The 23,998-nt window shown below is 60.6% G+C and carries 26 protein-coding genes; all 26 read left to right on the top strand.

Annotated features, from left to right (window positions below; all coding sequences use genetic code 11):
- Window positions 1–131 precede the first annotated feature (131 nt).
- Window positions 132–980, top strand: a complete 849-nt coding sequence (locus J3P97_RS19295; RefSeq protein ID WP_434572618.1) for a flagellin domain-containing protein — start codon at window positions 132–134, stop codon at window positions 978–980.
- Window positions 981–1,052: 72 nt separating this feature from the next.
- Window positions 1,053–1,418: a flagellar protein FlaG gene (locus J3P97_RS19290; protein WP_434572620.1), complete on the top strand. Its 366-nt coding sequence runs from the start codon at window positions 1,053–1,055 to the stop codon at window positions 1,416–1,418.
- Between the two features lie 83 nt (window positions 1,419–1,501).
- Window positions 1,502–2,941 (top strand): flagellar filament capping protein FliD, encoded by a 1,440-nt coding sequence (fliD, locus tag J3P97_RS19285; RefSeq protein ID WP_434672528.1) that lies wholly within the window; start codon window positions 1,502–1,504, stop codon window positions 2,939–2,941.
- Between the two features lie 133 nt (window positions 2,942–3,074).
- The gene (fliS, locus tag J3P97_RS19280; RefSeq protein WP_434572623.1) at window positions 3,075–3,470 is read left to right on the top strand and encodes a flagellar export chaperone FliS; all 396 of its coding nucleotides are present in this window, start codon (window positions 3,075–3,077) and stop codon (window positions 3,468–3,470) included.
- 11 nt (window positions 3,471–3,481) lie between these two features.
- Complete coding sequence (locus J3P97_RS19275) at window positions 3,482–3,778, top strand: flagellar protein FliT (protein ID WP_305499599.1); 297 nt, start codon at window positions 3,482–3,484, stop codon at window positions 3,776–3,778.
- A 174-nt stretch (window positions 3,779–3,952) separates the two neighbouring features.
- Entirely contained in the window at window positions 3,953–5,428 is a 1,476-nt protein-coding gene (locus J3P97_RS19270; RefSeq protein ID WP_305499600.1) for a sigma-54 dependent transcriptional regulator, read from the top strand.
- Window positions 5,429–5,538: 110 nt separating this feature from the next.
- Window positions 5,539–6,747 carry a sensor histidine kinase gene (locus J3P97_RS19265; RefSeq protein ID WP_434572625.1) on the top strand — a complete coding sequence of 403 codons (1,209 nt, stop codon included), beginning with the start codon at window positions 5,539–5,541 and terminating at the stop codon, window positions 6,745–6,747.
- Window positions 6,748–6,751: 4 nt separating this feature from the next.
- A complete protein-coding gene (gene fleR, locus J3P97_RS19260; RefSeq protein WP_305499601.1) occupies window positions 6,752–8,140 on the top strand; it encodes a sigma-54-dependent response regulator transcription factor FleR in 1,389 nt (462 codons plus the stop codon).
- A 232-nt stretch (window positions 8,141–8,372) separates the two neighbouring features.
- A complete protein-coding gene (gene fliE / locus J3P97_RS19255) occupies window positions 8,373–8,699 on the top strand; it encodes a flagellar hook-basal body complex protein FliE (RefSeq protein ID WP_305499603.1) in 327 nt (108 codons plus the stop codon).
- Between the two features lie 15 nt (window positions 8,700–8,714).
- Window positions 8,715–10,499, top strand: a complete 1,785-nt coding sequence (fliF, locus tag J3P97_RS19250; RefSeq protein WP_434629230.1) for a flagellar basal-body MS-ring/collar protein FliF — start codon at window positions 8,715–8,717, stop codon at window positions 10,497–10,499.
- Window positions 10,492–11,511, top strand: coding sequence for a flagellar motor switch protein FliG (gene fliG, locus J3P97_RS19245; RefSeq protein ID WP_007958288.1), 1,020 nt, complete (start codon window positions 10,492–10,494; stop codon window positions 11,509–11,511). The genes fliF and fliG overlap by 8 nt, the downstream gene beginning before the upstream one ends.
- 7 nt (window positions 11,512–11,518) lie before the next feature.
- Window positions 11,519–12,349: a flagellar assembly protein FliH gene (gene fliH / locus J3P97_RS19240; protein ID WP_434672527.1), complete on the top strand. Its 831-nt coding sequence runs from the start codon at window positions 11,519–11,521 to the stop codon at window positions 12,347–12,349.
- Window positions 12,339–13,697 (top strand): flagellar protein export ATPase FliI, encoded by a 1,359-nt coding sequence (fliI, locus tag J3P97_RS19235; protein ID WP_434572630.1) that lies wholly within the window; start codon window positions 12,339–12,341, stop codon window positions 13,695–13,697. Before fliH ends, fliI begins: the two co-directional genes overlap by 11 nt.
- A 6-nt stretch (window positions 13,698–13,703) precedes the next feature.
- Complete coding sequence (fliJ, locus tag J3P97_RS19230; protein ID WP_198797723.1) at window positions 13,704–14,153, top strand: flagellar export protein FliJ; 450 nt, start codon at window positions 13,704–13,706, stop codon at window positions 14,151–14,153.
- Window positions 14,154–14,255: 102 nt separating this feature from the next.
- Window positions 14,256–14,561, top strand: coding sequence for an STAS domain-containing protein (locus tag J3P97_RS19225; RefSeq protein ID WP_258648063.1), 306 nt, complete (start codon window positions 14,256–14,258; stop codon window positions 14,559–14,561).
- A gap of 5 nt (window positions 14,562–14,566) precedes the next feature.
- Window positions 14,567–16,273 (top strand): ATP-binding SpoIIE family protein phosphatase, encoded by a 1,707-nt coding sequence (locus tag J3P97_RS19220; RefSeq protein WP_434672526.1) that lies wholly within the window; start codon window positions 14,567–14,569, stop codon window positions 16,271–16,273.
- A 31-nt stretch (window positions 16,274–16,304) separates the two neighbouring features.
- Window positions 16,305–16,649 (top strand): Hpt domain-containing protein, encoded by a 345-nt coding sequence (locus J3P97_RS19215; RefSeq protein ID WP_434572634.1) that lies wholly within the window; start codon window positions 16,305–16,307, stop codon window positions 16,647–16,649.
- 87 nt (window positions 16,650–16,736) lie between these two features.
- Window positions 16,737–18,107, top strand: coding sequence for a flagellar hook-length control protein FliK (locus J3P97_RS19210; RefSeq protein ID WP_434672525.1), 1,371 nt, complete (start codon window positions 16,737–16,739; stop codon window positions 18,105–18,107).
- A gap of 233 nt (window positions 18,108–18,340) precedes the next feature.
- A complete protein-coding gene (fliL, locus tag J3P97_RS19205; protein WP_434601461.1) occupies window positions 18,341–18,844 on the top strand; it encodes a flagellar basal body-associated protein FliL in 504 nt (167 codons plus the stop codon).
- 9 nt (window positions 18,845–18,853) lie between these two features.
- Complete coding sequence (gene fliM / locus J3P97_RS19200; RefSeq protein ID WP_053120288.1) at window positions 18,854–19,822, top strand: flagellar motor switch protein FliM; 969 nt, start codon at window positions 18,854–18,856, stop codon at window positions 19,820–19,822.
- A gap of 70 nt (window positions 19,823–19,892) precedes the next feature.
- Window positions 19,893–20,351 (top strand): flagellar motor switch protein FliN, encoded by a 459-nt coding sequence (fliN, locus tag J3P97_RS19195; RefSeq protein ID WP_305499620.1) that lies wholly within the window; start codon window positions 19,893–19,895, stop codon window positions 20,349–20,351.
- On the top strand, window positions 20,352–20,789 hold the full coding sequence (gene fliO, locus J3P97_RS19190) for a flagellar biosynthetic protein FliO (protein WP_305499621.1): 438 nt from the start codon (window positions 20,352–20,354) through the stop codon (window positions 20,787–20,789).
- On the top strand, window positions 20,789–21,538 hold the full coding sequence (gene fliP, locus J3P97_RS19185) for a flagellar type III secretion system pore protein FliP (RefSeq protein ID WP_434572641.1): 750 nt from the start codon (window positions 20,789–20,791) through the stop codon (window positions 21,536–21,538). The genes fliO and fliP overlap by 1 nt, the downstream gene beginning before the upstream one ends.
- 23 nt (window positions 21,539–21,561) lie before the next feature.
- Window positions 21,562–21,831: a flagellar biosynthesis protein FliQ gene (gene fliQ / locus J3P97_RS19180; RefSeq protein WP_003184009.1), complete on the top strand. Its 270-nt coding sequence runs from the start codon at window positions 21,562–21,564 to the stop codon at window positions 21,829–21,831.
- A 10-nt stretch (window positions 21,832–21,841) separates the two neighbouring features.
- Window positions 21,842–22,618: a flagellar biosynthetic protein FliR gene (gene fliR / locus J3P97_RS19175; protein WP_370871115.1), complete on the top strand. Its 777-nt coding sequence runs from the start codon at window positions 21,842–21,844 to the stop codon at window positions 22,616–22,618.
- Between the two features lie 3 nt (window positions 22,619–22,621).
- Complete coding sequence (gene flhB / locus J3P97_RS19170; protein ID WP_434672524.1) at window positions 22,622–23,758, top strand: flagellar biosynthesis protein FlhB; 1,137 nt, start codon at window positions 22,622–22,624, stop codon at window positions 23,756–23,758.
- Window positions 23,759–23,998: the final 240 nt, after the last annotated feature.

The following is a 23,998-nucleotide window of genomic DNA, read 5'->3' as shown; positions in this document are numbered from 1 at the left end:
GCAAATTTTTTGAAAAAAGCCCTCAAGCAAGTTCCTAATCCGACGATAACTATTACGAAGGTTCTCTAGGCCACACCCCGGCGGTTGCCAAGGGCCGGAAGCCGCAGTACCCAACCAACGAGGAATTCGTCATGGCTTTAACAGTAAACACCAACACCACTTCGCTGAACGTTCAGAAGAACCTCAACCGTGCTTCCGACGCTCTCTCCACTTCGATGACTCGCCTGTCTTCCGGCCTGAAAATCAACAGCGCCAAAGACGACGCCGCCGGCCTGCAGATCGCTACCCGTATGACCTCGCAAATCCGCGGTCAGACCATGGCGATCAAGAACGCCAACGACGGTATCTCCATGGCGCAGACCGCTGAAGGCGCGATGCAAGAGCAAACCAACATTCTGCAACGTATGCGTGAACTGGCCATCCAGTCCCGTAACGACAGCAACAGCGCAGATGACCGTGTTGCTCTGAACAAAGAGTTCTCGCAGATGAGCGACGAACTGACCCGTATCGCCAACAGCACCAACCTGAACGGCAAGAACCTGCTCGACGGTACCGCCAGCACCATGACCTTCCAGGTCGGTTCGAACACCGGTGCTGACAACCAGATCTCCCTGACCTTGAGCGCCAGCTTCGACGCTGCAAGCCTGGGTGTTGACTCGGCGATCACCATCGTTGGTTCCGACAGCGCTACTGCCGAGACTAACTTCTCGGCCGCAATGGACGCAATCACCAGCGCCATCGACACCATCAACAGTGCTCGTGCCGACCTCGGTGCTGCACAAAACCGTTTCGCCAGCACCATCTCCAACCTGCAGAACATCAACGAAAACGCCAGTGCTGCACTGGGTCGCGTACAAGATACCGACTTCGCTGCTGAAACTGCACAACTGACCAAGCAGCAGACTCTGCAGCAAGCGTCTACCTCGGTTCTGGCTCAGGCCAACCAACTGCCATCCGCTGTACTGAAGCTGCTTCAGTAATAGCCGGATGAGTTTTAGCGGGGGAGTGCGCTTGCGTGCTCTCTCGCTTTTTCCGTTCAAGAGGTGATGGACATGGATATGAGCGTGAAGCTGAACTTGTCTTATCCAGCGGCGAAGCCGGCGCCTTCAGTGGTCGACAAGCCAGTGGAGAAGCCTCAGGCTGACGTGGCTACCTTGACACCGGTCAAGGAAACTCCGAAAGACGCTGCCGCCGAGCAGGACAAGCTGAAGAAAGCCGTGCAGGAAATCGAGAAGTTCGTCCAGTCGGTCAAGCGTAACCTGGAGTTCTCAATCGACGAGCCTTCTGGCAAGGTAATCGTCAAGGTGATTGCCAGTGGTTCCGGTGAAGTTATTCGTCAGATCCCGAACGAAGAAGTTCTGAAACTGGCCCACAGTTTAAATGATGCAAACAGCTTGTTGTTCAGCGCTGAAGCCTGACAGCTGGCACGAATTTTGTTGCTCTATTCTTTTGGGCGTTGTATTGGCCAAAAGGCCGGCGACACACTGAAGGGAGTATCACCATGGCAAGTCCAATTCTTCCGGGACTGGGTCTAGGCTCAGGCCTTGATACCGGTGCAATCGTCAAGGCGCTGGTGGATTCTGACAAAGCGGCCAAGCAAGGCCAGATCACCCGTGCGACGACGACCACGAGCAATAACATCTCCGGGATTGGAAGCCTGAAGTCCTTGCTGGCCGCCTTCAAGACTGCGATGACGGAGCTGTCGAGCAGGACCAATCCGGCGTTTTCCGGTTTTGCCGCAACTTCTTCTGCTACGAACTTCGTAACTGCCACCGCCACCAACTCGGCGGTATCCGGCACTTACACGATCAAAGTAGGAAATATCGCCACTTCGTCCAAGGTCGCGAGTGCAGCCTTTGCCGGCGGTACCACCAGCGCTATTCCCACTGGCACCATGACCATCAAGCAGAACGGCGTCGATCGTACCCTCGCGGTGCCGGACGGCTCGACCCTGCAATCGGTTCGTGATTCGATCAACGCTGACTCTTCGCTCAAGGCTGCGGGTATCAGTGCCAACATCGTGACCGACTCCTTCGGTTCTCGCCTGGTGCTGGGGTCCAGTACCACCGGCGCCGGCTCCGACATTTCGGTCAGCGGCATTGCCGGGTTGGAGATCGATGGGACCAATGTCGTGGGTACCCCTGGAAGCCCGATGACGGCCACTTCGGCGGGGGCCATCGGTGCCGTGGCGGTCGATGCCAAGTTTTCCGTCGATGGCATGGAACTGACTAGCAAAAGCAACAAGGTCGACCAGGCGATCTCCGGCTTGACCTTGAACCTGGTAGCGGGAGGGACTGGAGGGACGGAGGCAATTTCTACTGTTACCGTGGCGCCGAACAATGACGGCCTGAAAGCCTCGATCCAGAAATTCGTCGATGCCTATAACGCGGTGGCCAACAGCATTACCGCGCTGACCAAGCCGTCGCTCGATAGTGATGGTAACCCGACGGTGCCGGCCAAGTTGACCGGTGACGCATTGCCTCGCTCGCTCCTGGCGGCGATGCGTGGTCCTTTGTCTGAAACAGGCGCTGGCGACAAGCTTACGGTGCTGGCCCAGTTGGGTGTTACAACCGATCAGAAGACCGGTGCGTTGAACTTCGATGGGACCAAATTCACTGCAGCAATGACTGACAAAAAGCTCAGTGGTGAGGTCGAGACGATGTTCACCGGACCTGATGGCTTGCTGGAGCGCATGGAAAAAGCGATCCTGCCGTTCAGTCAGCCTGGCGGCGTCCTTGATCAGCGGACCACGGCGTTGACCAGGACCCAGACGCGACTGAAGAACGATCAGGAAGCCCTGGATCGTCGGGTCGCGACCCTGACCGCGGTGTTGACCAAGAAGTACAACGACATGGATACCCTGGTTGGCAAGCTCAAAGCCACCGCCAACAACATCACTTCCATGTTCGAAGCGATGAACGCGCAGCAGCGAAACAGCTGATTCCAGCTGATACGAAAAAGCCCGGAAGCGTCGCAAGGCGCTCCCGGGCTTTCGGCTTTTTTCGATCTAAAGTTTTTTGACGCGGCGTCGATACGCTGTTTATACGAACTGATGTTTTTTGATGAGGTAGAACATGAATCCGATGTTAGCCCTTCGCCAATACCAAAAAATTGGTGCTCAGGCGCAAACCTCCGAAGCAGGTCCCCATCGTCTTGTGCAAATGCTCATGGAAGGTGGCCTGGACCGTATCGCCCAGGCCAAGGGTGCGATGGAGCGCAAGGACATCGCCAGCAAGGGCGTGTTGATCGGCAAGGCCATCGGCATCGTCGGCGGTCTGCGTGAAGGCCTCGATCTGGAAAACCAGGCTGAGTCAGTCGCCGAGCTGGACGCACTCTACACCTACATGATGAAACGCCTGGCCGAAGCCAACGTAAAGACTGATCCGAAGATCCTCGACGAAGTCGCCGAGTTGCTTCGCACGGTCAAGGAAGGCTGGGATGCCATTGCCACGCCTGGTCCGCAATTCTAAGGAGTGCTCTCATGAGTCTTGTCCTGCAGCGAATCGAACAAACCCGTGATGCCCTGGTTGGTGCCTTGGCTGAGCGTAATTGGGAAGCCATTGGTCAACTGGACCTGGCATGCCGTTCCTGCATGGAGGACGTCTTGAGCGAGTCCGAGGTGGACGAGGCGGCGTTGCGTAATAATCTGGAAGAACTGCTGGGGGTTTATCGCCAATTGCTGGAAGCGGCAACGGGCGAGCGTCAGGCAATCGTGAGCGAAATGTCGCAGATTCATCAGGCACAGAACGCGGCGAAGGTTTATCACTTGTTTGGCTGATTTAATTTTCAGTTAATCCGAACAAAGTGCGCCATAAATTTGACTGTGCACGATTTTTTGACTTAACTAGTGGCTGTTTACAGATTTCAGGCGTCTACAGGCATGACAAGTCTGCAAGCGTCTAGCTTGCCCCCAAATTCCGGGCACTGAGTTGACTAGGGAAGTTGCTATTGCATGTGGCGTGAAACCAAAATTCTCCTGATCGATGACGATAGCGTCCGCCGCCGCGACCTGGCGGTGATCCTGAATTTTCTTGGCGAAGAAAATTTACCCTGCGGTAGCCATGATTGGCAGCAGGCTGTCGGCTCTCTGTCGTCCAGTCGTGAAGTCATTTGCGTCCTTATCGGGACGGTAAATGCTCCTGCGTCGCTTTTGGGCTTGCTAAAGACACTCTCGACCTGGGATGAGTTCCTTCCAGTTTTGCTGATGGGCGAAAATTCTTCTCTCGACCTGCCGGAAGACCAGCGCCGCCGGGTGCTTTCCACCCTGGAAATGCCGCCGAGCTACAGCAAATTGCTCGATTCGTTGCACCGCGCCCAGGTTTATCGTGAAATGTACGACCAGGCGCGTGAGCGCGGCCGGCATCGCGAACCCAACCTTTTCCGCAGCCTCGTCGGCACCAGCCGTGCCATCCAGCACGTGCGCCAGATGATGCAGCAGGTGGCCGACACCGATGCCAGCGTGCTGATCCTGGGCGAATCCGGTACCGGCAAGGAAGTGGTCGCGCGCAACCTGCATTACCATTCCAAGCGCCGCGAAGCGCCATTCGTGCCGGTCAACTGCGGGGCGATTCCCGCCGAGCTGCTCGAAAGTGAATTGTTCGGTCATGAGAAGGGCGCGTTCACCGGCGCGATCACCAGCCGCGCCGGGCGTTTCGAACTGGCCAACGGCGGCACGCTGTTCCTCGATGAAATCGGCGACATGCCGCTGCCGATGCAGGTCAAGCTGCTGCGCGTCTTGCAGGAGCGCACTTTCGAGCGCGTGGGCAGCAACAAGACCCAGAGCGTCGATGTGCGGATCATCGCCGCGACTCACAAGAATCTCGAGACCATGATCGAGGTCGGCAGCTTCCGCGAAGACCTTTATTACCGTCTCAATGTATTCCCGATCGAAATGGCGCCGCTGCGCGAGCGGGTCGAAGACATCCCGCTGTTGATGAACGAGCTGATCTCGCGCATGGAGCATGAGAAGCGTGGTTCGATCCGCTTCAACTCGGCGGCAATCATGTCCCTGTGCCGCCACGGCTGGCCGGGCAACGTCCGCGAGCTGGCCAACCTGGTGGAACGCATGGCGATCATGCACCCCTACGGTGTGATCGGCGTGAATGAGCTGCCGAAGAAATTCCGCTACGTCGATGACGAAGACGAGCAGATGGTCGACAGTCTGCGCAGCGACCTGGAGGAGCGGGTGGCGATCAACGGCCATACGCCGGATTTCACCACCAATGCCTTGCTGCCGCCGGAAGGCCTGGACCTCAAGGATTACCTGGGCGGCCTGGAGCAAGGGCTTATCCAGCAGGCTCTGGACGACGCCAACGGCATCGTCGCCCGCGCGGCAGAGCGCTTGCGCATTCGTCGAACCACCCTGGTGGAAAAGATGCGCAAGTACGGCATGAGCCGTCGTGAAGGAGATGAACAGGCGGATGATTGACGCCTGTTTTGCAACCGCCTGATTTTCAGGCGGTTTTTTTTCGGCACGGGTATTGCTACAGCTCTCTCAACGTTCCGTTTAACTGACGGTCAGCCAAGCGAGAGAGCACGATGACCCAAGCCGCCCTGATGTCTTCTGTCCCCGAGCCGGGACATATGCCGTCCGCCGAACAGGCTGGCCGGCTTGGACTTGAGCAGGCGTTTTCGCTGTTCAGCCAGATGTCCAGCCAGTTGACCGACTCCTACAGCCTGCTGGAAGCGCGGGTTACCGAGCTCAAGGGTGAGTTGGCGGTGGTCAGTGCCCAACGCATGCAGGAGTTGGCGGAAAAAGAACGCCTGGCCAACCGGCTGCAGAACCTGCTCGACCTCCTGCCCGGCGGCGTCATTGTCATCGATGCCCACGGCTTTGTGCGCGAAGCCAACCCGGCGGCGTGCGAGCTGCTTGGCCTGCCTCTGGAAGGCCAGCTCTGGCGGCACGTCATCGCTCGCTGCTTCGCGCCCCGCGAAGACGACGGCCACGAAGTTTCCCTGAAGGATGGTCGACGGTTGTCCATTTCGACCCGTTCGCTGGATGCCGAGCCCGGACAGTTGGTGCTGCTCAACGACCTGACCGAAACCCGTCACTTGCAGGACCAATTGGCCCGCCACGAGCGTCTGTCTTCCCTTGGGCGGATGGTCGCGTCGCTGGCTCATCAGATCCGTACGCCGCTGTCTGCCGCGTTGCTGTACGCCAGTCATCTGACCGAGCAGCAACTGCCGATGGAAACCCAGCAACGCTTTGCCGGCCGCTTGAAGGAGCGCTTGCATGAGCTGGAACACCAGGTGCGCGACATGCTGGTGTTCGCCCGTGGCGAGTTGCCGCTGACCGACCGCGTCGCGCCCAAGGTGCTGCTGCAGTCTTTGCAGGCCGCAGCATTGACCCATGTGCAGGGCGTGTCGATCCGCTGGCAGTGCGACAGCCATGCGGGCGAGGTGCTGTGCAACCGTGACACGCTGGTGGGCGCGGTATTAAATCTTATTGAAAACGCGATTCAGGCCAGTGACGTTGATGTCCGTCTGAAAGTGCACCTGTATACCCGCGACAACACCTTGCGCCTGTGTGTCAGCGACAGCGGCAGCGGTATCGAGCCGTCCGTGCTGGCACGTCTGGGCGAGCCATTTTTTACCACCAAGACCACTGGAACCGGCCTGGGCCTGACCGTGGTCAAGGCGGTGGCGCGTGCCCATCAGGGCGAATTGCGGCTGCGCTCGCGGCTGGGGCGCGGTACGTGCGCGACGGTGTGCTTGCCGCTGTTCTCCAGCGCGCAAGGGGTGGAGTGAGCAAATGGCGACCAAGGTTCTACTGGTTGAAGATGATCGCGCGCTACGCGAAGCACTCGCCGATACGTTGCTGTTGGCCGGGCATGATTATGCCGCTGTCGGTTCGGCGGAAGAGGCATTGCTCGCAGTGGCCCGTGAGCCATTCAGCCTGGTGGTCAGCGACGTCAATATGCCGGGCATGGACGGCCATCAATTGCTCGGCCTGCTGCGCGCACGCCAGCCGCAACTGCCAGTCCTGTTGATGACCGCCCACGGCGCCGTCGAGCGGGCGGTGGATGCCATGCGCCAAGGGGCGGCGGATTATCTGGTCAAGCCGTTCGAGCCCAAGGCGCTGTTGGACCTGGTGGCTCGCCATGCCTTGGGCAGCCCCGCTGTCGAGGGCGAGGGGCCGGTGGCCATCGAGCCGGCCAGTGCACAGTTGCTGGAGTTGGCCGCGCGGGTAGCTCGCAGCGACTCAACCGTGCTGATTTCCGGCGAGTCCGGCACGGGCAAGGAAGTCCTGGCCCGCTATATCCATCAGCAATCCCGGCGCGCCAGCGAACCGTTCATTGCCATCAACTGCGCGGCGATTCCTGACAACATGCTCGAGGCGACGCTGTTCGGCCACGAGAAAGGTTCGTTTACCGGCGCTATCGCGGCCCAGCCTGGCAAGTTCGAGCAGGCTGATGGCGGCACCATTCTGCTGGATGAAATTTCCGAGATGCCGCTGGGCCTGCAAGCCAAGCTGCTGCGCGTATTGCAGGAGCGGGAAGTGGAGCGGGTCGGCGCGCGCAAGCCCATCAGTCTGGACATTCGCGTGGTGGCGACGACCAACCGTGACCTGGCCGGGGAAGTAGCGGCGGGGCGCTTTCGTGAAGACCTTTATTACCGACTGTCGGTTTTTCCGCTGGCCTGGCGTCCACTTCGTGAGCGCACCGCCGATATCCTGCCGCTGGCCGAGCGCCTGCTGGCCAAACACGTCAATAAAATGAAGCACGCGGCGGCGCGGTTGTCCGCCGAGGCGCAGGCCTGTCTGATCGCCTATCCCTGGCCGGGCAATGTCCGGGAACTGGACAACGCCATCCAGCGGGCGCTGATCCTGCAGCAGGGCGGCTTGATCCAGCCGGAAGATTTCTGCCTGGCCGGCCCGGTGGCCTGCGCGCCTTTGCCGGTGTTGCAGTCCGCCCCGGCGCAGATTCCTCCCGGGGAAGTGATGGGGGAAACCGCGGGCGCCCTGGAAGATGACCTGCGCCGTCGCGAATTCCAGATGATCATCGACACCTTGCGCGCCGAACGCGGCCGACGCAAGGAGGCGGCTGAACGCCTCGGTATCAGCCCGCGGACCCTGCGCTACAAGCTGGCGCAGATGCGTGATGCCGGGATGGATGTAGAGGCTTATCTCTTCGCCAGTTAAACCATTAAACAAACCCTGTGGGAGGGAGCCTGCTCGCGAAGACAATGGTCCTCGCGACGCGGGCGCCGGCTGACACACCGCTATCGCGAGCAGGCTCGCTCCCACAGGAGCCTGGAAGGATCCGCGCGCGCATTTGTTTCCGACGGCCACGGAGCTGGCACCCTTGTTGCTAATACCTATGTACCCGCTGAGTAAGTGTCAAAAAAATGCGGGCCGCCAGAGAGAATAGATCATGAGCCAAGGTATTGAATTTAATCGGTTGATGCTGGACATGCGCTCCATGCAGATGGACGCCATGGCCCAGCCTAAATCGGTCGCGGTGCCCCAAGTGGCCGGCAGCAGCTTTTCCGACATGCTCGGTCAGGCCGTCAATAAAGTGAACGATACCCAGCAGGCTTCGAACCAGTTGGCCAGTGCTTTCGAGATTGGCAAAAGTGGCGTCGACCTGACGGACGTAATGATCTCTTCGCAGAAAGCCAGTGTCTCGTTTCAGGCGTTGACCCAGGTACGCAACAAGCTGGTTCAAGCCTATCAAGACATCATGCAGATGCCGGTCTAAGGAAACTATTGAGTCATGGCAGAAGCAGCCGTTGATAACGTTCCAGCCAAGGCAACTCCGGTAGACGGCAAACCGCCGTTGTTCGGTCTGTCTTTCCTGGAAAACCTCTCCGAGATGACCATGCTGCGTCAGGTTGGCCTGTTGGTCGGCCTGGCTGCCAGCGTGGCGATTGGTTTTGCCGTGGTTCTCTGGTCCCAGCAGCCGGACTACCGTCCGCTGTACGGCAGCCTGGAGGGCATGGATGCCAAACAAGTCATGGAAACCCTGGCTTCCGCCGACATCCCTTATACCGTCGAACCCAATTCCGGCGCCTTGCTGGTCAAGGCCGACGACGTCGCGCGCGCACGCCTCAAGCTCGCCGCCGCTGGCGTGACACCGACCGATGGCAACATCGGATTCGAGATCCTCGACAAGGACCAGGGCCTGGGCACCAGCCAGTTCATGGAAGCGACTCGTTATCGTCGCGGCCTGGAAGGCGAATTGGCGCGGACCATTTCCAGCCTCAACAACGTCAAGGGTGCCCGCGTGCACCTGGCGATTCCGAAAAGCTCGGTCTTCGTGCGCGATGAGCGCAAGCCGAGTGCCTCGGTACTGGTCGAACTGTATTCCGGCCGCTCGCTTGAGCCAGGCCAGGTCGTTGCCATTATCAACCTGGTGGCAACCAGCGTTCCCGAGTTGAGCAAGTCGCAGATCACCGTGGTCGACCAGAAGGGCAACCTGTTGTCCGACCAGGCGGAAAACTCCGAACTGACCATGGCCGGCAAGCAATACGATTACAGCCGCCGCATGGAAGGCATGTTTACCCAGCGGGTGCACAACATCCTGCAACCGATCCTCGGCAACGGCCGCTACAAGGCCGAAGTCTCGGCGGACGTGGACTTCAGCGCCGTCGAATCGACTTCCGAGCAGTTCAACCCGGATCAACCGGCGTTGCGCAGCGAGCAGTCGGTGAACGAACAACGTACCGCCAGCAATGGCCCGCAAGGTGTACCGGGTGCCCTGAGCAACCAGCCACCAGCGCCGGCCAGCGCGCCGCAAACCACCGGTGGCGCTACCGCCGCCGCAGGCATGGTGCAGCCAGGCCAGCCGCTGATCGACGCCAATGGCCAGCAGATCATGGACCCGGCCACCGGCCAGCCGATGCTCGCGCCGTACCCGGCCGACAAGCGTCAGCAATCGACCAAGAACTTCGAGCTCGACCGTTCCATCAGCCACACCAAGCAGCAGCAGGGCCGTTTGAATCGCCTGTCGGTCGCAGTGGTTGTGGACGATCAGGTCAAGGTCAACCCGGCCAACGGCGAAACCAGCCGTGCGCCATGGACCGCCGACGAATTGGCGCGCTTCACTCGCCTGGTGCAGGACGCCGTCGGTTTCGACGCCAGCCGTGGCGACAGCGTCAGCGTGATCAACGTACCGTTCTCCCTGGAGCGCGGTGAAGAAATCGCCGACATCCCGTTTTATTCGCAACCCTGGTTCTGGGATGTGGTCAAGCAGGTATTGGGTGTGTTGTTCATCCTGATACTGGTATTTGGTGTGCTGCGTCCGGTGCTCAACAACATCACCGGTGGCGGCAAGAACAAGCAGCTGGCAGGCTTGGGCGATGTAGAGCTGGGAGGCATGGGCGGCCTGGATGGCGAATTGGCCAACGATCGCGTCAGCCTCGGCGGGCCGCAGAGCATTCTGCTGCCAAGCCCGAGCGAAGGCTATGACGCTCAGTTGAACGCCATCAAGAGTCTGGTGGCAGAGGATCCGGGTCGTGTGGCCCAGGTCGTGAAAGAGTGGATTAACGCAGATGAGTGATAATCGAGCCGCTGTTGCCAAATTGTCCCGGGTCGACAAAGCCGCGATCCTGCTGCTGTCCCTGGGTTCGACGGACGCCGCCCAGGTGCTGCGCCACATGGGACCGAAAGAGGTCCAGCGCGTCGGCGTGGCCATGGCGCAGATGGGCAATGTGCACCGCGAGCAGGTCGAGCAGGTGATGAGCGAGTTCGTCGACATCGTCGGCGATCAGACCAGCCTGGGCGTCGGTTCCGACGACTACGTGCGCAAGATGCTCACCCAGGCCCTGGGCGAGGACAAGGCCAACGGCCTGATCGACCGGATCCTGCTGGGTGGCAACACCAGCGGCCTGGACAGCCTGAAGTGGATGGAGCCGCGCGCGGTCGCCGACGTGATCCGTTACGAGCACCCGCAGATCCAGGCGATCGTCGTTGCATACCTCGATCCGGACCAGGCCGGTGAGGTGCTCGGCAACTTCGACCACAAAGTGCGCCTCGACATCATCCTGCGGGTTTCGTCGTTGAACACCGTGCAGCCGGCGGCCCTGAAAGAATTGAACCAGATTCTCGAGAAGCAGTTCTCGGGCAACTCCAATGCTTCGCGCACCACCCTGGGCGGTATCAAGCGCGCGGCGGACATCATGAACTTCCTCGACAGTTCGATCGAAGGTCAACTGATGGACTCGATCCGCGAAGTCGACGAAGACCTGTCCGGTCAGATCGAAGACCTCATGTTCGTGTTCAACAACCTGGCCGATGTCGACGACCGCGGTATCCAGGCACTGTTGCGCGAAGTGTCCTCCGATGTGCTGGTGCTGGCCCTCAAGGGCTCGGACGAAGGCGTCAAGGAGAAGATCTTCAAGAACATGTCCAAACGGGCGGCCGAACTGTTGCGCGACGACCTCGAGGCCAAGGGCCCGGTGCGCGTCAGCGATGTGGAAACCGCACAGAAGGAAATCCTCACCATCGCCCGCCGTATGGCCGAAGCCGGAGAAATCGTGCTCGGTGGCAAGGGCGGCGAAGAGATGATCTAAGGTCGTTATGTCTGCCAAGAGCGATGATTCACCCAGCGACCTGATCCGCGCCCGCGACGTCGGTGGTTTCGACGTCTGGTCGCTGCCCAGCTTCGATCCCCATGTGCCCGAGCCTGAGCCAGAACCGGTGGAAGAGTTGCCGGAAATGGAAGAGGTGCCGCTGGAGGAAGTCCAGCCGCTGACCCTCGAAGAAGTCGAGAGCATTCGCCAGGAGGCCTACAACGAAGGCTTCGCCATCGGCGAAAAGGAAGGCTTCCACAGCACCACGATCAAGGTCCGCCAGGAAGCCGACGTGGCGCTGACGGCCAAGCTGCGGGCGCTGGAATCGCTGATGCTGAACCTGTTCGAGCCCATCGCCGAGCAGGACACCCAGATCGAGAAGTCCCTGGTCGGGCTGGTGCAGCACATCACCCGACAAGTGATCCAGCGCGAGCTGGCCATCGATTCGAGCCAGATCGAGCATGTCATGCGCGAGGCCCTCAAGCTTCTGCCCTTGGGCGTCGGAAATGTGCGGCTATACATTAATCCGCAGGACTTCGAGCTGGTCAAGGCCTTGCGCGAGCGTCACGAGGAAAGCTGGCGCATCGTCGAGGATGAGACCTTGCTGCCCGGCGGTTGCCGGGTGGAAACCGAGCACAGCCGCATTGATGCGACAATCGAAACACGCATCAGCCAGGTCATGGCCAAGCTGTTCGACCAATTGCACGAGCAGGCCCTGCATCCGGCTCCGGCCGATTTGAGCCTGGAGTTGCCGGACGAACCCGAGACCGCCGTCATCGTCGATCCGGACCCGGCCGAACTGACTGCTCTGGAAGTGGACGGCCGTAATGCGCCTTGACCGAACCAGCTTCGGCAAGCGCCTGGGCAGCTACGCCGAGGCCACTGAACTGGCCGGCCAGCCAATCCTGGAAGGGCGCCTGTTGCGTATGGTCGGCCTGACCCTCGAAGCGGAAGGCCTGCGCGCCGCCATGGGCAGCCGTTGCATGGTGATCAACGATGACAGTTATCACCCGGTGCAGGTCGAAGCCGAAGTGATGGGCTTCTCCGGCAGCAAAGTATTTCTGATGCCGGTGGGCAGTGTCGCCGGAATAGCCCCTGGTGCCCGCGTGGTTCCGCTGGCCGATACCGGTCGGCTGCCCATGGGCATGAGCATGCTCGGCCGAGTGCTGGACGGGGCCGGGCGGGCCCTGGACGGCAAGGGCGGCATGAAGGCCGAGGATTGGGTGCCGATGGACGGCCCGACAATCAACCCGCTCAAGCGTGACCCGATCAGCGTGCCGCTGGACGTGGGCATCCGTTGTATCAACGGGTTGTTGACGGTCGGTCGCGGTCAGCGCCTGGGCCTGTTCGCCGGTACCGGTGTGGGCAAGAGTGTGTTGCTGGGCATGATGACCCGCTTTACCGAAGCCGACATCATCGTGGTGGGGCTGATCGGCGAGCGGGGCCGCGAGGTGAAGGAATTCATCGAGCACATTCTCGGCGAAGAAGGGCTCAAGCGTTCCGTGGTGGTGGCGTCGCCGGCGGACGATGCGCCGTTGATGCGCCTGCGGGCCGCGATGTATTGCACGCGCATCGCCGAGTATTTTCGCGACAAGGGCAAGAACGTCCTGTTGCTGATGGATTCGCTGACCCGTTTCGCCCAGGCCCAGCGGGAAATCGCCCTGGCCATCGGCGAGCCGCCGGCCACCAAGGGTTATCCGCCTTCGGTGTTTGCCAAGTTGCCGAAACTGGTGGAACGGGCCGGTAACGCGGAGAAGGGCGGCGGTTCCATCACCGCTTTTTATACCGTGCTGTCCGAGGGTGACGATCAGCAAGACCCGATCGCCGACTCGGCCCGAGGCGTACTCGACGGCCACATCGTGCTGTCCCGGCGCCTGGCCGAAGAAGGGCATTACCCCGCCATCGATATCGAAGCATCGATCAGCCGGGTCATGCCGTCGGTCATCAGCGCCGAGCACATGAAGCGCGCCCAGCAATTCAAGCAATACTGGTCACGTTACCAGCAGAGTCGCGACCTGATCAGTGTGGGCGCCTACGTGCCCGGCGGTGATCGTGAAACCGACATGGCTATCAATCTTTATCCGGCCATGGCGGTCTACCTGCGCCAAGGCTTGAACGACAACATCGGTATGGCCGCCAGCGAAGCGCACCTGCAAACCATCTTTGCCCCCGTCGCGGGCGGATAAACGCCTATGGCCACGAGTCGTGCGGCGCGCCTGGCGCCGGTGGTGGACATGGCGGAAAAAGCCGAAAAGACTGCCGTTCAGCGGCTGGCTTATTTCCAGGGGCAAGTGGCCGTTGCCGAAAGCAAGCTGGCCGACCTGGAGAATTTTCGCCTCGAATACCAGGAGCAGTGGATCGCCCGCGGTAGCCATGGCGTTTCCGGGCAATGGCTGTTGGGCTACCAGGGGTTCCTCGCACAGCTGGGCACCGCGATCGATCAGCAGCGCCAAAGCCTCGTCTGGCACCAGAACAACCTGGAAAAGGCTCGCCAGAGCTGGCAGGAAGCCTTCGCCCGGGTCGAAGGGCTACGCAAACTTGTACAGCGCTATATCGATGAGGCTCGGCAACTGGAAGACAAGCGCGAGCAGAAATTGCTCGATGAACTGTCTCAGCGTCTGCCGCGCCATGATCCGTATTGATCATGAAAGCGGAATTCTGTCGGTTGGAGGGTTTGATTCCTTGCTCAGACCTCTACCTGATGCTACACCTTGTACACATATGTCCACGACAAGGAAGTGAATATGTCTGTCGTAACTGAAGTGTCCCCAGATGGACAAAAGCTGACGATCTCGATCAAAGGTCGATTCGATTTTGGCCGGCATCAGGAGTTTCGTGAGTCTTACGAAAAGCTCAATACGAAGCCTGAGTCCATCGTGGTGGATTTGAAAGAAGCCACCTACCTCGACAGCTCTGCCTTGGGCATGCTCCTGCTGTTGCGCGATCATGCCGGTGGCGACGAGTCGGATATCCGAGTGGTCAACAGCAGCAGCGACGTCAAGAAAATCCTCGCGATTTCCAATTTCGACAAGTTGTTCGATATCAGTTGATTACCATGCAATCGTCGCCGGAGCCGCTGACGATCCTGATTGCCGAAGACAGTGCCGCCGACCGGCTGCTGTTGTCGACTATCGTCCGCCGTCAAGGCCATCAGGTGCTCACCGCAGCGGATGGCGCCGAGGCGGTCGAAGTCTACCGGGAGCAGCGTCCGAACCTGGTGCTGATGGACGCGATGATGCCCGTCATGGATGGCTTCGAGGCCGCGCAGCAGATCAAGCAACTGGCCGGGGACCAACTGGTTCCGATCATTTTCCTCACCTCGTTGACCGAAAGCGAAGGGTTGGCCCGTTGCCTGGAGGCTGGTGGTGATGATTTCCTCGCCAAGCCCTATAACCAGGTGATCCTGGCCGCCAAGATCAAGGCCATGGACCGCTTGCGTCGGTTGCAGGCCACGGTGGTCGAGCAGCGTGACCAGATCGCCCGGCACCACGACTACCTGCTTAACGAGCAGCGGGTTGCCAAGGCGGTGTTCGACAAGATCGCCCACTCCGGTTGCCTGAGCGCGCCGAATATCCGTTACCTGCAATCGCCCTATGCCTTGTTCAACGGCGATCTGCTGCTGGCCGCCTTCAACCCGGCTGGTGACATGCACATCCTTCTTGGGGATTTTACCGGCCACGGCTTGCCGGCGGCGGTCGGGGCGATGCCACTGGCTGAAGTGTTCTACGGGATGACCGCGAAAGGCTACGGCCTGGCGCAGATCCTGCGGGAGATGAATGCCAAGCTCAAGCGCATCCTGCCAGTGGACATGTTCTGTTGCGCAACGCTGCTGTGCCTGAGTTTCCAGCGCTGCACCGTCGAAGTCTGGAACGGCGGCATGCCCGATGGTTACCTGCATGACAGCCTCAGTGGCGTGCGTACGCCGTTGCCGGCGCGGCACTTGCCGTTGGGCGTGCTCACGCCGCAACTGTTTGATGATCGCACTGAAGTGCATCCGATGTCGGTGGGTGACCGCGTATTCCTGTTGTCTGACGGCGTCATCGAAGCCAGCGACCGCGATGATCAGCCGTTTGGCGTGGAAAGGTTGCAGCAGGTATTTGCGGCCAACCGCGAGCCCGATCGACTGTTCGAAGATATCCAGCAGGCCCTCGGTGATTTTCGCGGCGAGGCCCGCGACGACTTCAGCATGGTCGAGGTGCGGCTGGTCGCGCCGACGCAACTCAGCCCGCCACCACCGGTCTATTCCGATAGCGGCCAGTCGAGTCCGCTGGATTGGTCGGTGAGCTTCGAGTTCCGTGCGCAGACGCTCAAGCGTTTCAACCCGATGCCTTACCTGTTGCAGTTATTGCTTGAGGTCCATGGGCTCAGGGGTCAGAGTGGCGCCTTGTACAGTGTCCTGACAGAGCTTTATTCCAATGCGCTGGAACACGGCGTACTGGGGCTCGATTCGAGTCTCAAGCGTGATGCGGCGGGGTTTGCCCGCTATTATACGGAGCGCGGCATCCGTCTGGATGAGCTGGACAGCGGCCATATCCGCATGCATCTCCACGTGACTCCCCAAGGGGAGGGTGGGCGCCTGGTCATTGAGGTCGAGGACAGCGGCCAGGGGTTCGATGTCAGCCGTGTGCTGGCCCGGCCTGTGGATCGTGGCCGGTTGTCCGGGCGCGGTGTAAGCCTGGTGCGCCAGCTATGCCACGAGGCCAGTTGGTCCGACGATGGTCGTAGTGCGCGCGTGGAGTTTTTCTGGGAGGCTCTGGCATAATCGGGGTCATTCTTGATCAAGGAGCGAACAAGTGAGCGAGATTCATCTGGATCGGGACGTGCTCAGCACGTTGAAGGAAGTCATGGAGGAAGGGTATCCGGAATTGCTGGATACGTTCCTCAACGATTCCGAGGCACGCCTGCGTGTGTTGCTTGAGGCCAGGGACGCGGAGCAATTGAGCGCCACCGCCCACAGTTTCAAGGGCAGTAGCAGCAATATGGGCGCCATCCGCCTGGCTGAACTGTGCGGCGAGCTGGAACAACGCGCCAAGCAGCCCTCGCTGGGTGGAATCGAGAAACTGGTCAGCGAGATCAACAGCGAATTTACCTACGTTCGAAAGCTTTGCAAGGAAGAGCGCGAAGGCTTTCACTGTTAAAAAGGTTGTTGTTCGGCGCGTTGGCCCATCCCTTGCATTGTCCTGTCTCGACTGCATCAAAGATCCCAGTGCAGCGGAGACCATTTCATGCCCGTTACGCCTAATACACTCCTTCAGGCCGTTACCCAGGCCAAGCCGCAGGCCACCGTCAATCCGTTGGCAGCTGGCCCGGACGCCGGGAATAAAGCCTCCAGTTTCGCCCAGGTCTTCGCCAAGCAGGCCCCCGTCAAACCCTCGACGGCCCTTGAACCGGCGATTAAGCCGGTGCGCGACAAGGTCTCCGACAACACCGTCAAAAAGGATGCAGGCAGCGACACGGCTGCCGCTCCTGAGCCGGCGGTTGCCGATAGCGGCAAAGCCTTGCCCGCCGACAAGCCGGCCACGGCCGACGACAAGCCCATGCAGGACGATAGCGATACGGCCGAGACGCCTGTAGCCGACGCCGCCCCAGTCGATCCGACGCTCGACCCGGCCTTGCTTCCCGGGGTAATCGTGCCTGAAGTCGTTGCCGAGGCGATGCCCGCGCCTGTGGTTGATACAACCGAGGCGCCAGTCGTCGCGGCAGTCGCGGCGCCCGTGGTGGCTTCGGCCACGCCGGCTACGCCGGCACCGGTGACCGATCCGGAATTCGACCCACAGGCCGATCCGCTCGACGCCTTGCCGGCGTTGCGACTGGCGATGGAGCAGAGCGGCCATGTGTCCGCTTCCAGCCAGGCGCAGCCCAAGGCAACGGCGCCGGCGTCCGTCGATGGCGAACCGACGTCGGCCCAGACCTTCACGACCGGCATGGCGAACATGCTCAATGTACAAGCCGACCAGGACAGTACCAGTGCCGGCAGCCAGGGCGGTGAGAAGGCGTTCAGTGGCTTGCTCAACGAAGGCCTCAAGGATCTGACCGCAGCCTCTAGCGACACGCGGGTAGATGATTTCGCCAACCGCCTGGCGGCATTGACCCAGGCGGCTACGCCAAAAACCGCCAACACGGTCCCGGTCAACCAGCCCATCGCCATGAACCAGAGCGGCTGGACCGAAGAAGTGGTCAACCGGGTGATGTACCTGTCGAGCGTCAATCTCAAGGCGGCTGATATCCAACTGCAGCCGGCCGAGCTCGGGCGCCTGGATATTCGCGTGAACATGGTCCCCGACCAGCAGACCCAGGTCACGTTCATGAGCGCCCATTCCGGCGTCCGTGAAGCCCTCGAAGGCCAGATGCATCGCCTGCGCGACAGCTTTGCCCAGCAGGGTATGGGCCAGGTCGACGTCAGCGTGTCGGATCAGTCGCGTGGCTCCCAGGGTCAGGAACAGCAAGCCCAGCAGCAGGCCCAGGCTGGTCGCACGAGCTCTTCCTCTGGCGGCCGAGTGGATTCGGTGGACGAAGAGTTGCCGGCCAGCGTTGCCGAAGTGGCGGCCAACACCACCAGCGTCATCGGCACCAGCGCGGTCGACTACTACGCCTGATCCAACGCGGTATTTCCCCTGTGGGAGCGAGCCTGCTCGCGAAAGCGCACTGTCACCCACCCTTGCGGGGCTGACCCGGCGCCATCGCGAGCAGGCTCGCTCCCACATTGGTTTATGCGGTACTGAAGAGCGCAAGCGACCATGATCCTTAGCCCTGACACACTTCTGGCATAACACTTGCTCCAGCCAAGCCGTGCAACAGTGAAACCCCCGATTAGCGACGGATTATTGGCATGGCGAAGAGTGAAGCAGCAGCTGTAAAAGACCCCGCAACCAAAGGCAAACTCAAGCTGATCATCTTGATCGTGGTGGGTTTGCTCCTGGCGATGGGTGTTTCCGTGGGGGCGACCTGGTATTTCATGCACAGCGCTCAGAGCAAGCCGGCAGAAGTGGTGGAAACCGCGCCAGTGGGCAAGCAGCCGGCGATTTTCGAGCCGATGGCTCCCGCATTTGTGGCCAACTACACCCAGAACGGTCGCCAGCGCTACATGCAGGTGAGCATCACCCTGCTGGGCCGCAACCAGGCTGACCTGGAAGCGCTGCGGGTGCACATGCCGCTGATTCGCAATAACCTGGTGATGCTGTTCTCCGGACAGAGTTTCGACACCCTGGCCACTCCGGTCGGCCAGGAAATGCTGCGTCAGAAAGCCACGGCCAGCGTTCAGGAAGTGGCTCAGAAAGAGCTTGGCAAAGTGGTGATCGAACAGTTGCTCTTCACTAACTTCGTATTGCAGTAGGAACACGACATGGCCGTGCAGGACTTGTTGTCCCAGGACGAAATCGACGCGCTGTTGCATGGTGTCGACGACGGCCTGGTGCAGACCGAAAACGCTGCTGAACCGGGCAGCGTCAAAAGCTACGACCTGACCAGCCAGGATCGCATCGTTCGCGGACGCATGCCGACCCTGGAAATGATCAACGAGCGTTTTGCCCGTTATACCCGCATCAGCATGTTCAACATGCTGCGCCGTTCGGCCGACGTGGCCGTCGGTGGCGTGCAGGTGATGAAATTCGGCGAATACGTGCACTCGCTGTACGTGCCCACCAGTCTCAACCTGGTGAAGATCAAGCCGTTGCGCGGCACTGCGCTGTTCATCCTCGACGCCAAGCTGGTGTTCAAGCTGGTGGATAACTTCTTCGGCGGTGACGGCCGTCACGCCAAGATCGAAGGCCGCGAATTCACGCCGACCGAGCTGCGCGTCGTGCGCATGGTGCTGGAGCAGGCTTTCATCGATTTGAAGGAAGCCTGGCAGGCGATCATGGAAGTCAACTTCGAGTACATCAACTCGGAAGTTAACCCGGCCATGGCCAACATCGTCGGTCCGAGCGAAGCCATTGTCGTGTCGACTTTCCACATCGAACTCGACGGTGGCGGCGGCGACCTGCACGTGACCATGCCGTACTCGATGATCGAGCCGGTGCGCGAAATGCTCGACGCCGGTTTCCAGTCGGACCTCGACGACCAGGACGAGCGCTGGATCAATGCGTTGCGCCAGGACGTGCTGGATGTCGACGTGCCGATCGGCGCGACGGTTGCCCGGCGCCAGCTGCGCCTGCGGGACATCCTGCATATGCAGCCGGGGGACATCATCCCCGTCGAGATGCCGGAAGACATGATCATGCGCGCCAATGGCGTGCCGGCCTTCAAGGTCAAGATGGGCTCTCACAAAGGCAACCTCGCGTTGCAGGTGATCGAGCCGATCGAACGCCGCTGAGTGCTGTCAATCGCTTAAGTTTGTAACGGATTTTAGTTTTTTACCGATTCTTGCCCGCCGAGGAAACATGATGGCTGACGATATGAATACCCAGGATGACCAGGCGCTGGCCGACGAATGGGCTGCGGCCCTGGAAGAAACCGGCGACGCCGGGCAGGCCGATATCGATGCACTGCTGGCCGCCGATACCGGCAACCACGCTTCCAATCGCATGCAGATGGAAGAGTTTGGCAGCGTGCCGAAAAGCAATGAGCAAGTCACCCTCGACGGGCCGAACCTGGACGTGATTCTCGACATCCCGGTGTCGATTTCCATGGAAGTGGGCAGCACCGACATCAACATCCGCAACCTGTTGCAGCTCAACCAGGGCTCGGTGATCGAGCTGGATCGCCTGGCCGGTGAACCGCTGGACGTACTGGTCAACGGTACCCTGATCGCCCATGGCGAAGTGGTGGTGGTCAACGAGAAGTTCGGCATTCGCCTGACGGACGTGATCAGCCCGAGCGAACGCATCAAGAAGCTGCGCTGAATGAAAGGCTTTCTCGCCGCAGCCTTGATGCTGCCGTTCAGCGTGCTGGCGGCCGAGCCCGCGGCCACGGCGGCGGTTGCGCCGGCAAGTGGCGGCAGCATGGCCGGGCAATTGGCGCAGTTGGTGCTGGGCCTGCTCGTGGTGCTCGGGTTGATTTTTTTCCTCGCGTGGATGCTGCGGCGCGTGCAACAGGCGGGGCCTGCCGGCAAAGGCCAGGTCATCGACATCATCAGTTCCCGCGCGCTCGGCCCGCGGGATCGGCTGGTGCTGGTGCAAGTTGGCAACGAGCAGATCCTGCTCGGCCTGAGCCCTGGCACGATCACCGCTTTGCACGTTCTCAAGGAGCCGGTCCAGGTGCCCGCCACCGAGCAGGCCACCCCCGAATTTGCCCAGCGGCTCATGGAACTGCTGGGTAAAGATCAGAAGGATAAAAAGTAATGCCGTTGCGCATTCTGTTGGCGCTGGCCCTGTTGCTGGCTGCACCGTTGGCGTTTGCCGCCGACCCGTTGTCGATTCCGGCGATCACGTTGGGCACCAACGCCGAAGGGGCTCAGGAGTATTCGGTCAGCCTGCAGATCCTGCTGATCATGACCGCGCTGAGTTTCATCCCGGCGTTCGTCATGCTGATGACCAGTTTCACCCGGATCATCATTGTCTTTTCGATCCTGCGCCAGGCCCTGGGTTTGCAGCAGACGCCGTCGAACCAGATCCTCACGGGCATGGCGTTGTTCCTGACCATGTTCATCATGGCGCCAGTCTTCGACCGGGTGAACCGTGATGCGCTGCAACCCTACCTGGCCGAAACCCTCAGCGCCCAGGACGCGGTGGCCAGGGCCCAGGTGCCGATCAAGGATTTCATGCTCGCCCAGACGCGCAGCAGCGACCTGGAGCTGTTCATGCGCCTGTCCAAGCGCACCGACATCGCCAGCCCCGACCAGGCCCCATTGACCATCCTGGTGCCAGCGTTCGTGACGTCCGAGCTGAAAACGGCGTTCCAGATCGGTTTCATGATCTTCATCCCGTTCCTGATCATCGACCTGGTGGTCGCCAGTATCCTCATGGCGATGGGTATGATGATGCTGTCGCCGCTGATCATTTCATTGCCGTTCAAGATCATGCTGTTCGTGCTGGTGGATGGCTGGGCCTTGATCATCGGTACGCTGGCGGGCAGTTTCGGCGGTGTTTAGACCACTTGCGCGGGTAGCACGATATGACGCCTGAAGTAGCGGTAGACCTGTTCCGCGAAGCACTCTGGCTGACCACTATGATGGTTGCCATCCTGGTGATTCCGAGCCTGCTGGTGGGCTTGCTGGTGGCGATGTTCCAGGCCGCCACGCAGATCAACGAACAGACCCTGAGCTTCCTGCCGCGCCTGTTGGTGATGCTGGTGACGCTGATCGTCGCCGGTCCGTGGCTGGTGCAAACCTTCATGGAATACATCCTGCAGCTGTACGGCAGTATTCCCCAGTTGATCGGCTGACCCGATGTCGATGCTCGAACTGACGGACACCCAGATCAGCAGCTGGGTGGCGTCGTTTATCCTGCCGCTGTTTCGCGTCACCGCCGTGCTGATGAGCATGCCGGTCTTCGGCACGACCCTGGTTCCAGGCCGTGTGCGCCTGTACCTGGCCGTGGCAATCACCGTTGTCATCGCGCCCGGACTGCCGCCGATGCCGCCGGTCAATGCCCTTGACCTCAGTGCGCTGATGCTGGTGGCCGAGCAGATCCTCATTGGTGTCCTGCTGGGGTTTTCACTGCAGCTGTTCTTCCAGGCGTTCGTGGTGGCCGGGCAAATCATTTCGATCCAGATGGGCATGGCGTTCGCCTCCATGATCGACCCCACCAACGGCGTCAACACCGCGGTCATCGGGCAGTTCCTGACGATGCTGGTGACGTTGCTGTTCCTCGCCATGAACGGGCATCTGGTGGTGTTTGAAGTGCTCACCGAGAGCTTCACCACAATGCCGGTGGGCAGTGCGATGCTGGTCAATCATTTCTGGGACATCGCCGGCAAGCTCGGCTGGGTCCTGGGGGCGGCGATGCTGCTGGTATTGCCAGCCATCACCGCGCTGCTGGTGGTCAACATCGCTTTTGGCGTGATGACCCGCGCGGCGCCGCAGCTGAACATTTTTTCCATCGGCTTCCCCCTCACGCTGGTGCTGGGCATGGTGATCTTCTGGGTCAGCCTGGGGGATATTCTCAACCAGTATCAGCCGTTGGCCACCCAGGCCTTGCAGCTGCTACGCGACATGGCACAGGCGCGCTGAACCATGGCTGAGAGCGAAAGCGGTCAGGACAAGACAGAAGACCCCACGGAGAAACGCACCAGGGAGTCCCGCGAGAAAGGCGAGATCGCCCGCTCCAAGGAGCTCAACACCCTGGCGATCATGCTTGCCGGCGCTGGCGGCTTGCTGATCTATGGCGGCGATCTGGCGCTGGAACTGCTGGAGATCATGCGCCTGAATTTTTCCTTGCCCCGGGAAGTGTTGCTGAGCCCTGGCGCCATGACGCAGTACTTGCTGCATTCGGGCAAGATCGCGCTTCTGGCGATTCAGCCCGTGCTGATCTTTTTATTGTTGGCGGCATTCATCGGCCCGATTTCGCTGGGCGGATGGCTCTTCGCCGCCGGCAGCCTGGCACCCAAGTTCAGCCGGATGAACCCGGCCGCCGGCATCAAGCGCATGTTTTCCACCACGGCGCTGGTGGAGCTGCTCAAGGCTTTTGGCAAGTTCCTGCTGGTCCTGTCCGTCGCGTTGGTGGTGCTGGAGGGCGACATCGACGATCTGCTGCGCATCGCCCATCAACCGCTGGAACAGGCCATCATTCATAGCGTGCAGTTGGTGGGATGGAGCACGTTGTGGATGTCTTGCGGCCTGATCCTGATCGCTGCCATCGATGTGCCGATCCAGCTCTATCAGAGCAAGCAGAAGCTGATGATGACCAAGCAGGAAGTGCGCGACGAGCACAAGGACTCGGAGGGCAAGCCGGAGGTCAAGCAGCGGATTCGCCAATTGCAGCGCGAGGTCTCCCAGCGGCGCATGATGGCGGCGATTCCCGACGCCGACGTGGTCATTACCAACCCGACCCACTATGCGGTGGCGCTCAAATACGATCCTGAAAAAGGCAATGCGCCGGTGCTGCTGGCCAAGGGCAGTGATTTCCTGGCGTTGAAGATCCGCGAAATCGCCGTTGCCAACGAAGTGATGCTGCTCGAATCGCCGGCGCTGGCGCGCTCGATCTACTACTCCACCGAACTCGATCAGGAAATTCCCGGAGGTCTGTACCTGGCTGTGGCCCAGGTGCTGGCCTACGTCTACCAGATCCGCCAGCACCGCGCCGGCAAGGGCAAGCGTCCCGAACCGCTCAAGGACCTGCCGATCCCGCCGGATTTGCGCCGCGATTCCTGAGTCAGCCGATGCTATACCCTTAGGGCATCGACAAACCCGTGGCGAGGGAGCTTGCTCCCGCTGGGCCGCGAAGCGGCCCCAAAACCCGCCAGATGCGGGGCATCAGACACACCGCACCCGCCGGTTTGCGACTGCTTCGCAGCCGAGCGGGAGCAAGCTCCCTCGCCACGAGTTCCCATTCTTCTCAAGTGAACCGTATCACCCTGTGGGAGCGAGCCTGCTCGCAAATGCGCCGATCCA

The sequence above is a fragment of the Pseudomonas sp. R1-15 genome (assembly GCF_051132085.1).
GTDB lineage: Bacteria > Pseudomonadota > Gammaproteobacteria > Pseudomonadales > Pseudomonadaceae > Aquipseudomonas.
This window is presented reverse-complemented; position numbering and strand designations above follow the sequence as displayed.